The organism is Mesorhizobium sp. B2-4-14, assembly GCF_006442155.1.
Taxonomy (GTDB): domain Bacteria; phylum Pseudomonadota; class Alphaproteobacteria; order Rhizobiales; family Rhizobiaceae; genus Mesorhizobium.
The window spans coordinates 1-10,278 of the sequence record NZ_VFVA01000067.1; the positions used below are offsets into that span (position 1 = coordinate 1).

Annotated in this window: 6 protein-coding genes and 1 pseudogene; 6 read left to right on the plus strand and 1 reads right to left on the minus strand. The window is 58.3% G+C overall.

What is annotated here, in order from left to right; genetic code table 11:
- Window positions 1–95 precede the first annotated feature (95 nt).
- From FJ938_RS28830 to waaF, 3 genes are all read left to right on the plus strand, one after another.
- Window positions 96–794, plus strand: coding sequence for a hypothetical protein (locus FJ938_RS28830; RefSeq protein WP_140699981.1), 699 nt, complete (start codon window positions 96–98; stop codon window positions 792–794).
- A gap of 152 nt (window positions 795–946) precedes the next feature.
- On the plus strand, window positions 947–2,065 hold the full coding sequence (locus FJ938_RS28835) for a glycosyltransferase family 9 protein (protein WP_246673585.1): 1,119 nt from the start codon (window positions 947–949) through the stop codon (window positions 2,063–2,065).
- Window positions 2,066–2,290: 225 nt separating this feature from the next.
- Window positions 2,291–3,313, plus strand: a complete 1,023-nt coding sequence (gene waaF / locus FJ938_RS28840; RefSeq protein ID WP_140699987.1) for a lipopolysaccharide heptosyltransferase II — start codon at window positions 2,291–2,293, stop codon at window positions 3,311–3,313.
- A gap of 1,296 nt (window positions 3,314–4,609) precedes the next feature.
- Here waaF and FJ938_RS28845 read toward each other — a convergent pair.
- A complete protein-coding gene (locus tag FJ938_RS28845; protein ID WP_140699990.1) occupies window positions 4,610–6,256 on the minus strand; it encodes a caspase domain-containing protein in 1,647 nt (548 codons plus the stop codon).
- 181 nt (window positions 6,257–6,437) lie between these two features.
- Between FJ938_RS28845 and FJ938_RS28850 the strand changes: the two genes are divergently transcribed.
- From FJ938_RS28850 to FJ938_RS28865, 3 genes and pseudogenes are all read left to right on the plus strand, one after another.
- The gene (locus tag FJ938_RS28850; RefSeq protein WP_140699992.1) at window positions 6,438–8,438 is read left to right on the plus strand and encodes an adenylate/guanylate cyclase domain-containing protein; all 2,001 of its coding nucleotides are present in this window, start codon (window positions 6,438–6,440) and stop codon (window positions 8,436–8,438) included.
- A complete protein-coding gene (locus FJ938_RS28855) occupies window positions 8,435–9,220 on the plus strand; it encodes a hypothetical protein (RefSeq protein ID WP_140699994.1) in 786 nt (261 codons plus the stop codon). The genes FJ938_RS28850 and FJ938_RS28855 overlap by 4 nt, the downstream gene beginning before the upstream one ends.
- Before the next feature lie 812 nt (window positions 9,221–10,032).
- Window positions 10,033–10,274, plus strand: a pseudogene (locus tag FJ938_RS28865) (hypothetical protein).
- Window positions 10,275–10,278: the final 4 nt, after the last annotated feature.

Here is a 10,278-nt window from a genome sequence, read left to right on the forward strand (position 1 = left end):
GCGGGCTGGTCTGGTGCCACGCAATGGGACGAATTGTGGAGCCGAGAAGAGAGCATTCTGCGCGCCTTTGAGGAACATGCGGTCCAGATGCCCGCATGAAAACTCCGCTTTTGGATCTCTTGCCAACCTTCTCGAAGCCAATTCTTCGCTTGCCCAGGGCAACGGGTCCCGCCTTGGTGATGGGGTCGGCGCCGAATTTTCGCCTCCCGGAGGGACATGATGCCGATTGGGCACTTGTGACCGTCAATGCTTCCCAGCTTTTGGCGGAAACCTTCGGCCTCCCCGTTCCTGATATCGCCCTCATCCGCCGCGGCATTTTGGTCGGCGAGGACGAACAGGACCTTTACAAGCGCGACTTGTTAAAGGGACGGCAGGCAAAACATCTGATCATCCCGGTTTGGCCGGACGTTGAAGACAAGCTGAAAGCTGGTTGTTGCACGTTCAATTATCGTTTTGATACCTTGCAGGCGCTCACCAAATGGCAACTTGCCAACATCGTCTGGCGGCTTAGCGGCAAATATCATGTGTCCCGCGGCTGGCATCGGAAAATCTCCACCGGAGCCTTCGCTATCATGCTGGCGCGTTTCGCCGGTTTCGCTCCTGTTGTCGTCAGCGGGTTTTCCCTGTCCCAGGCCGGGCATGGATACGACACCCGAAATGCCTTTCGATATCATGCCGACGAAGATGCGGATTTGCTTCGACTGGTGGTGAGAAGAGGCGAGCCAATCTACGCAGAGGATAGAGACTTCGCTGCAGAAACTGGATTGCCCTTGTGGCAGGGACAGATGCCATGACGAGTGTTTCTTAGGGAATCTCGCAATATGGGGACTATTCCCGAACTTTATAGCAAAGATGACATCGCTTCGATGTTGAACAGAACGACATCCATTACTTCGAGCTGCGAGCCGACCAAGGATCAATGTCACCCGCCCTTCGGGAGGTCGGTGTGCTGAATATCTCGATGGTTGATCGGCAGGCTATCAGGTCCATTCTCGTTATTCAGACGAAGTACATGGGGGACGTCATTCTGACCTCGGTGCTCGTGCGAAATCTGCGCCTCGCTTACCCAAACGCCGCGATAGCCATGCTTTGCGCTCCTGGCCTGCGGGACTTCGTAGTCAGCCAAAATATCGCAGACGTGGCCATCGGATTCGAACGTCGAAGTGCTGGTAGAAGCCTGCTTCAGCGAGTGAAGGAATATTCAAGCTTGGTCGCTGACCTCCGCCGCCGAAAGTTCGATCTCACCATTGATGTAGCTGACTCGAAGACATCGAGGATAATGCACAGGTCAATCGGCGCCCCGCTGCGCGTTGGATACAATCCCCCGGAAACGCCCCTGAAATTTTGGGAAGTTCAGCCTGCTAATATATTTGCTGAAACCTACGGCCATGGAGGCGTGCACTATTTGTACCGGTATCTGTCCCCGCTTGAAGCGCTTGGGATAGAATTGCGCGAAGTGACACCGAGGCTTGAACCCACACCAGCCGGGCGAAGCGCGTCTACCCAGGTACTGGCGCAAAGCAATCTGGCTGTAAAAGCTTTCGTCGCAGTACATGCTGGAGCAAGGTTTGAAGGGCGGTGTTGGCAACCTGAACGGTTCGCTGCAGTAATCGACGAGGTTTATGCAACGGTGGGCCTGCGGTCACTACTGGTTGGTGGACCTGATGAAAGCGCAACCGAGCAAGCAATCTTGAACGCGGCAATGTCACCGTTGGTGAGCGTCGTTGGTAAGGTCTCGCTTGAGACACTGACTGCTTTGCTTGCGGATGCATTTATCTTTCTGGGAAACGAGAGCGGCCCAATGCACTTGGCTGCGTCGGTCGGAACCCCAGTTGTGGGCCTGTATGGCCTCACGCCACCCGACATCTGGGGGCCTTTGGGGGTGCTTCACCGCACGGTTGAGCCGCCATTGCCTTGCCAGTGTGTTGCGCCCGATTTGTGCAAACCCGGCAACCCGGGCGGCGTCTACTGCGTACATCGACTACCGGTTGCCAAGGTCGCTCAAGCGACACGAGACCTGATAGATGCAGCGAGGCAGTCGTCCGTGAACAATGAAGGGCGTTAGCTCGATGTCGAATGAATGTCTAGGGTTGCCAGCAGTCCGGGGAAATAGAATTCGTGCGTGCATCGGACATGCAAGCACAAGCGAAAGTCAAGGCAGGCGCGGGAAATGTTGAAGGCGAAACTGGAATTCCACCCGCCAGCTCCTTGATAGCCAAGCGCTTCCATGACAAAGCACCGGCGTGCCTCCCATAAGTGCAGCTCGTCCGGATCCAAAAAGGTATGCCTGTTGCGCCGCATCCTCGTCTTCTGCTTGCCGGCGATCGGCGACTTCGTCCGTTGCCACTCAGCGATCCAGATCATCGCGGAGAAGTTTCCCGGACAACCGATTGATGTTATCAGCTCGCCCATCGCCGCTCCGCTGACTAGGCTGATGCCGCATGTGCGGAAAGCCTGGACAGTGGAGCGGCGGCATTGGACCCTCCCTCTTAGAGAGCGGGTCCATCTGGCGCGCGAACTTCGTAAGGAGAACTATCAGGCGGCATATCTACTGACGAGCAGCACCAAGGCGGCGCTCGTGCCTTGGCTGGCCGGCATTCCCGAACGCATTGGATATCCGCGCGATCTGCAATTCGGCATCGTCAACCGCCTGCCTGCCGACTGGTGGAGGGCGATGGTTGCCTTTGGCCCGCGCAAGACACGGCTTTTCGAACAGGTCTGTGCCATCGCCCTGCTCGGCAGGAGACCGGCCGAGGGCACAACGTTACCGGCGCCGCGCTTGTTGGTTTCGGCCGACGAATTAGGGAACTGGCGCCTGCGCCACGGCGTCGATCCGGCAAGACCTGCGCTCGCGATCTACACCTCCGAACCGGCGGATCTGCGTTCCTGGTCTGTCGATCGCTTCCTATCGACCGCTCGCGACCATGTCGGGCGCGGTTGGTCGGTGTGGCTCGTCGGCGGACCGCGCGAACGAGAAACAGCAGCCCGGATTCAAGCCCAATTGCCCGAAGTTGTCGATTTCACTTCGACGCCGGACATCGCCGAGGCCGTGTGCCAGATCGCGGCCTCAACGGTGTTTCTGGGCGTTGACGGCGGTATCTCTCACTCGGCTGCGGCTGTCGGCGCACCTTGCGTTCTCGTTTTCGGGTCGAACCGATCTTATCCGCACGGGCCGGTAAATGAACGTGTCACTTTTCTCGAGCCGCCGGTTTCCACACCGAGCTGGGTGAAAGGCACGAGCGCTGTTAGCGAAGAAAGGGTGTATGAGGCATTAGCGGCCACGGTCCGAAAGTACGCGCCTCAATTCGCTTGAACGACCAGCCGCTTTCCGTCAGTTCAAACAGTACCGGAACCATGGCCAACGACAGTCCTCCGTATCAGGCCAGGCCTGTAACCGGCCGCCGGCTTCGGCACCGGCCGCTTCGAGCGCCAGCGTGCTACACATTCTGACGAGGCGGCCTCGGTCAGACCCCTGCCTACCTTCGCGGCATCTCGCTCGACGCCGCCGGCCCGGCCAGGTCGAAGACTGCTATCGCGATTTCGTCGCTCGTGAACTATCGGCAAGGCATTGATCTGGCTGGCTGATTGAGGAAATTGTGGATTAGGTATTGCAGGATTTGCGGTATTTGACCGCGGTTTTCTTGCAATTCAGTTTTTCGATTCCCTTGTGCTTTGAGGCGTGATTCACTCGTTGAGGCGAGGCGAATCGAGGGGACGGCGGTGTCCAGACGACGCGAGAGACGGGAGAGCAGACCTGTTCCGCTCCAGGCTCGACCGCGCGCCAAAATTGGCAATGGCCATGGCTGAACATCCGCATATCGCAGTCACCTTTCACACAGGAATCCCAATGACCAGCAACGCGCAACAGCGCGGCGCATCCGCGCGCCTATCGAATAGACGACGTGAACCTGGGGTCAGGCTGAGGCGGATGCGCTCGGTCTGAGATCGTGGCGAGCACGAACAATGCGACAGCGAACGCGAGTGGCGCGAGCAGAAGAGCGGCGCAAATCGGATTGATCTTCCACATGCGATGACAATCTGAGCTGCAATTTAAACAAACCCAAACAAACATCGTTAACGCGGCCCAATCGAGATGCGCAAGGATCAACTATGATTTCGCACTGTTACGGCGACGCCTCCGCGCGGGACTCGTTGCTAAGGTCGTACTCGCGCCAGGGCTATTTACCGCCCGAATTGAACGGCGAGGTCGCCGACGGAGCTGCTGTCGATGACCGCTCCGATCTGTGAACTTACGGCAATGGTCGGGTGACCACTGCAACATTCGCGCTGTGCGGAAATCTAAGACACGACCCATCAAAACAGTCGCCAAACTCCTGAAGGATCGCGCTTCTCAGTTTGTCGCCGCTGCCGATGGATCAAGTGCCAAGCTCGTTTTCCCGCGGTGGATTCCGCGTTCTGGCGCCTGGTGTTGGTTGCAATGACGCGGCTGGCGAACTCCAGAAGCACAAGGTTGCCCATGAGCTTTATGTATACGATCGCAGTTCATCTTCCAGATCGGCTCTTCTCTCGCCTATGTAGCTCTTTCAACTGCTGGCCTCGTAGCATCGGCCTTGCAACCTAAATGCGGGCGACGGCCGACTCCGTATTCCTACATCCTCTCCATGGTAATTCTTCCAGAACACCCGCTGCCAGCTCCGGTCCCTTTGAATTTACCCGTTCCGTTGTCACCTCTTATAACGCCAGTCAGGGTGTTGCCGCCTGTTCTTCCTTTATAAACAAAGGTGTGGTTGATGTTGATGGAACCACTGCTAGAAATACTTCCCGTAAATCCGGAGCTAGACGATACTTTGCCGTTATTTATCACGACGGTCGTTGAAAGTTCTCGCCAATCGCCGCAGTCCGTTGTTGCCCGTCTGACTAGTTTCCATGTGCCATTGAACGCACTTAGACCACTCGCCTGCGGCACACAACGATCGCCCTGCACCCTCATTCCGTTGTCACAAGTAAGCGGGCAGACACGTGCTCCGACTGCCCTTAGTCTTTCCAGAATTTCCGCTGTCGGTTCCAGCGATGCAAGCCTGACACCTTGCCGATCCGCGTAGGCCTGCAGCGCTTTGCGGCTGCCGGCTCCCCACTCTCCGTTAGCCCAGCCCCAAAGGCATCCTATGCGCAAGAGTTCCCTTTGGGTGGCGCGCGCAAGTTCGCTGGCGTCCGTGCCAGGTGCGGATGACTGGACGAGCGGGTCGCGATGTTCAAGGTTTGCGACTTCCGTCCCTTTGGCATGGTCGGTCGCGTTGGCGCGCCCCGTCTCCGGCAGGTGCGCCGCCTGCCGTTCCGCCTCCATGCGCTTGTCGATCGCGTCGATCTTCAACCTCGCAAGCGGGGCAAAGACGCCGCCCGGAAATTGCTGCAAATACGCCTCGAAGAAACTCTTGTCGGTCGAGTCCTTGATCGTCGCCCAATAAGCAAGCTCGACTGCATTGCCCGGCGACGTAAACTGTGAAGTGGGGGCAGATCCCGCTTTCGGTTCCGTTGCCAGAGGCTTCAACACAACCTCGCCAGTCAGCGAAGAATTCTCCCACGGCACTTGCTTGCCCTCGGTCGCAGCCAGCACATCGCGGCGCACATCGATGAGCTCGCGCGTGATATCCTGCCCCGGTGTGCCGAGGTGAGCGACCAGTGCGGTCGTGAATGGAGAATTCCGTCCTGCTCCGTCCATGGCGACATTGCCCGGTTGCGTCGCAAAAGCTATGAGCGTGCCGACTCCGCTGCCAAGCCTGGCCAGACCCCGACTCACGGAACCTGAGCGCGTCCCCATCGAGCGGGAAAGCTTCTCGGCGAACGGATTGTCCCGACAAGCATCCAGGAAGATGAGGTTTACCTTGGTGCTGCGCTCCATCGCTGAAAGTACGAGGTCCATCGGAAGGGCCTCGAAGTCGAGGTCATTGTAGCTGGATAACTGGGCATCGACCGGCACCATGTAGTTGTTGCCGTTCACCTGCAGTCCATGCCCGGCATAGAAGAACAGCGCCATGTCAGCGCCGTCGAGCTTTTCCAGGAACTCGCGCACCGTACGACGCATTCCCGCGAGGTCGAGGTCCTGGCCGCTGACAACCTCGAAGCCAAGGCTTTGAAGCTTGGCATTCATGTCGGACGAATCGTTCTTCGGATTGGCGAGTTGTGCGGCATGCTTGTACGCCGAATTGCCAACTACCAACGCCACCCGCTTTTCGGCGGCTGCCTGTCCTGAAACAGCAACAAACAATAAAACCAACAGAATGAAAGCGCTGCGCATGGCAGAAACGGCTCCCCGAGGGAACTGTAGCAGAGGCTAATGCAACCGAAAAGAGCTATGCCTCCGGGCTGCAGATGAGGGGCAGCGGCTGCGAGGTGATTGTTGGGGGACAGCGTTTCGGTGCTCGGCCCTGCATTCCCACGCAAACGGGTGACAATTTGCTTGATACAGCTGAGCGGGTATGCTGGCGGCGAGCAACGCTTCCACTGGCTTAGGGGGCTATTTCGGATTGCGAATACCTAGAGGGATCGTCAGCCTCCGGCGAGGTGGCATCGCCGCTTCGCTCGCCTATCTGATTCTGCTAGGCATCTCGACTGCTCTCGTTTCACCGCCCTTGGAGAATGTTCTGCGCGATGTGATGATGGTCTCGATCTCGCCATTCACTCGCGCTCCACCCAACATCGTTGTGGTCGCAATAACAGAACAAACCCTGGCGAAATTTCCATACCGCTCACCGCTGGACCGCGGCTTCCTGGCCGACATCGTGGCCCGGATCGAGTCGGCTCACCCGCTTGTCATCGGTATTGACCTGCTGTTCGACCAGCCAACAGAGCCGCAAAAGGATGCCCGGCTGGAGACTGTTATCGAAACCGCCAGTGTCCCTGTGGTGATCGCCTCGGCGTCGCGCACTGACGGCCTCACCCCGAGGCAGTTCGACTATCTCAACGCGTTCGCTCCGTCGGCAAAGCGGGGCCTTGCCGCGTTGTCGCATGACAATCTCGACGGCGTGGTCCGTGGGGCTTTTCCCGGTCGAGAATCAAAAGGAGGCTGGACGCCAAGCTTTGCTGCTGCGATTGCAGCATCGACAGGCATTAGTCGCGACCCCGGGCTGAAGGAAATGGCCTACTACCGCACGGCAAACAGCTTGCCCTTCAACTTTCCAACCTATCCGGCACAGGCCGTTCCGCTGGCACCGCTGAATTGGTTCGAGGGAAAATATGTTCTTATCGGCCTGGACCTGCAGCAAATAGACCATCATCCAACACCGTTCGCGTTGTTGAGCGGCGCGGAAACCGGTGTTCTCCCTGGTATCGCCATCCATGCCCACGCGTTGGCCGGGCTCTTGTCCGGGGACAGAGTAACGATCCCTTGGCCTGCAGTGGGATACGCGCCAATGCTTCTTGCCGGGCTGTTCTGCTTGTGGATCGTTTCGCGGCCAATCCCGGTGGTCTTCAAACCTGTTGCGGTCGCCGGTGCGGTGCTGCTGGCGTGGATCGGTGAGGCGTGGGCCTTCGCGAGGTTCGCGCTCGTCTTTCCGATGGTCGCCCCAGCATTGCTTGTTCTTGGTCTGTCGGCATTCACTGGCTTCCTGGCTTGGAGACGGGACGCGAACGCTCGCCACTTCATTCAGAGCGCGTTCTCGAAATACGTCAGTCCGGCCGTCGTTGCGGCGATCGTCAAGGAGCCCGACGCTCTCCATCTTGGCGGCGAGAGGCGTGAGATCACCTGCGTATTCACGGATGTTGAGGGATTTACGGCACTCAGCGAGAAATTGGCGCCAGAGGTTCTGGCAGACATTTTAAACGAATATCTAGACGGGCTCTGCGAATTGTTCATCGGGCATGGTGCGACGATCGACAAGGTCATCGGCGATGCGGTGGTCGGCTTCTTCGGAGCTCCGGCAGCGCAAGATGACGAGGCGGAGCTGGCGGTGTCCCTGGCACTTGCTGTGCAGGATCTGGCCCAGCGGCTGCGAGAAAGAGGACGAGGCCATTCATTCGGCGCCACCCGCATAGGGGTTCATGGCGGTCCGGCAGTCGTCGGCAATTTCGGGGGAAATCGGTTCTTCAACTACACGGCTATTGGAGACACGGTAAACACTGCGGCCCGACTGGAGGGCGCAAACAAGTACATCGGCACGAAAAATTGCATAAGCTCGGAAGTCGCGAAAAAAGCAACGCGCTTCTTGCTGCGCCCTGCAGGAGTTCTGCACCTTAAGGGCAAGGACCAAGGTATCGAGGCTTTCGAGGCAATGAGCCGTACGTCAGAAAATACGATACTTTGCGAGGAATATGCAAAGGCGTACGCCCTGCTCGCCACCGACCATAGGCTCGCGACAGCGGCATTTGGGCGGTTGGTCACAAACTATCCGCAAGACGCTCTGATCGCTTTTCACCATAGCCGTCTTGCAGGCGGATACTTCCGAGCAACATTCATCTTGCCGACAAGTAGGACCTCATGAGCCTCATGCGTCCGATCTCGCAAATCGCCTCTCTGACCCTTGCCGCGGCCGTTGTTGTGGCGGCGCAAGGCGCGGTGGCCGGCAGCCAATACATAGTGCTGTCAACTGAGCCGTTTGTGGATGAACTGCCGCCAGGCAAGATCTTTGCGCCAAGCGACGTTATCAACGTGCCAGCCGGTACGGTCGTCACATTGCTCGGCGAGGATGGCAGCGTGAATCCCATTTCAGGGCCTGCAGCCTTAGTGGTGACTGAGGATGCCTTGACGTCCAACAGTTCGCAGCCGGCCAGCGACGGGCAGGCAGGACCTTCAAATTTTGCGCTGATAGCGAGCCTTTTGACGAACGAGCGCCAGAGAAGCGAGTCCATCGGAAGCGCACGCACTACCGCCGACCAGTCCAAACCAAGTGGATTTGACGATCCCTGGGCGATTTCCATCGAAGAATCCGCTCCCGGCTGCATCCGCGATGGCGAGGTGGTTCTTGCGCGCCACGGGATCGGCGAGAGCGCAGTGTTCTCGGTTCGCTTCGGCGGTGGACAGTCGTTGACCGGCTTGGCCTGGAGCGCCGGCAAGCCCACTTACTCTCTACCGGACCCTATTCCTGCCCGGGTAAAATCTCTTGTCGTCGAGACCAACAAGACATCGGCGTTGATCGAAATCAAGGTGTTTCCGGAGAACGCCGTTCTCGAAAATCCGCTGCACGTTCTTGGGTGGATGGTGAGTAGCGGTTGCAGACGCCAAGCGTTGGCCTTTGTGCGTCAACTTGTGACGAAACAGCGGTAGCTCGTCGGCGAGGAGCCGCGCCGTGGATGACTTGCTAGCCGGCATGACCACTTGGTGCAAAAGTACCCAAGCCCTAACCGGTCGGCTCAGCAGCACCCGCGTCTTTCCCGTAAAGTAGGGCCCTCTGTCTGCCCAGCCTTCCAGCTCGCCTCGTTGGAGTAGTCGTCATGCACCGTCTCGACCGGTATGGCAGGGCGACTGGCGTAGCCAGTCATGCGAGGGGTCCAACATCGAGCGCTTGATTGCCTGGCCGGCACCTCGCTGATAGCCTCGCCTGTCAGAATTGGCGGAGGGGAGCATGAAACAGTGCATTCTCCTGTTGGTGATGCTGGTAGTGGCGCTCTTCGCAAGTTCCGCGCTCGCCGACAAGTTCCCTGCCGGCTTTAAGAACAATGGGCTGAACGGGCCATTGAGACCGGTGACGAAGGGCGGCGTCACTACTTTCCAGATATTCGATCGAAAATGCAGCAGCGTGGCCTATGGCGATTGCCAGGGCGATTGCGAAGCACCACAGGAGCATCAAGATAAGCGGAACCTAATATGCGCCGGCTGCTTATGGAAAAATGAGCACACGCGGCGCCAATTTCCTCGACCGGTGGATGGCAGAGCATCTGCCGGATGCGGTGACCGACGATCCGGCCGCGATAAACGATCTAGCCGACCAAGTTATGGAAGCTGCGGACCGAGAGAGCATCGCGGTAAGATCGCCGAGGCGATGCAGCACCGCGATGGCAGCTTGGCCGATGACGATAGGGCTTGCCAGCCGTGTCGAGACGGTTGCGGCGACGACTTCAGAAAACGGAGATCGCCAAATGGCCAGAAGCAAACCATCCACACAGTTTTCCGAGGCGGAAATCGAACGCTTCCTAGCGGCGGCCGAGGCGCTGCACTGGAGCATCGTGAAGCATTCATTTCGCCGCAGTGCGAACATTACCGCGCAACGCGTGACCTGCACGAAACGCTGTTGAAGACCGTGCGGGAAGTGACGAGGAAGGAAGTCGAGTTCATCAAATGGAACACCACCGAGTCGGTGCGCCATGCTGCGGAGGAGTGAACGC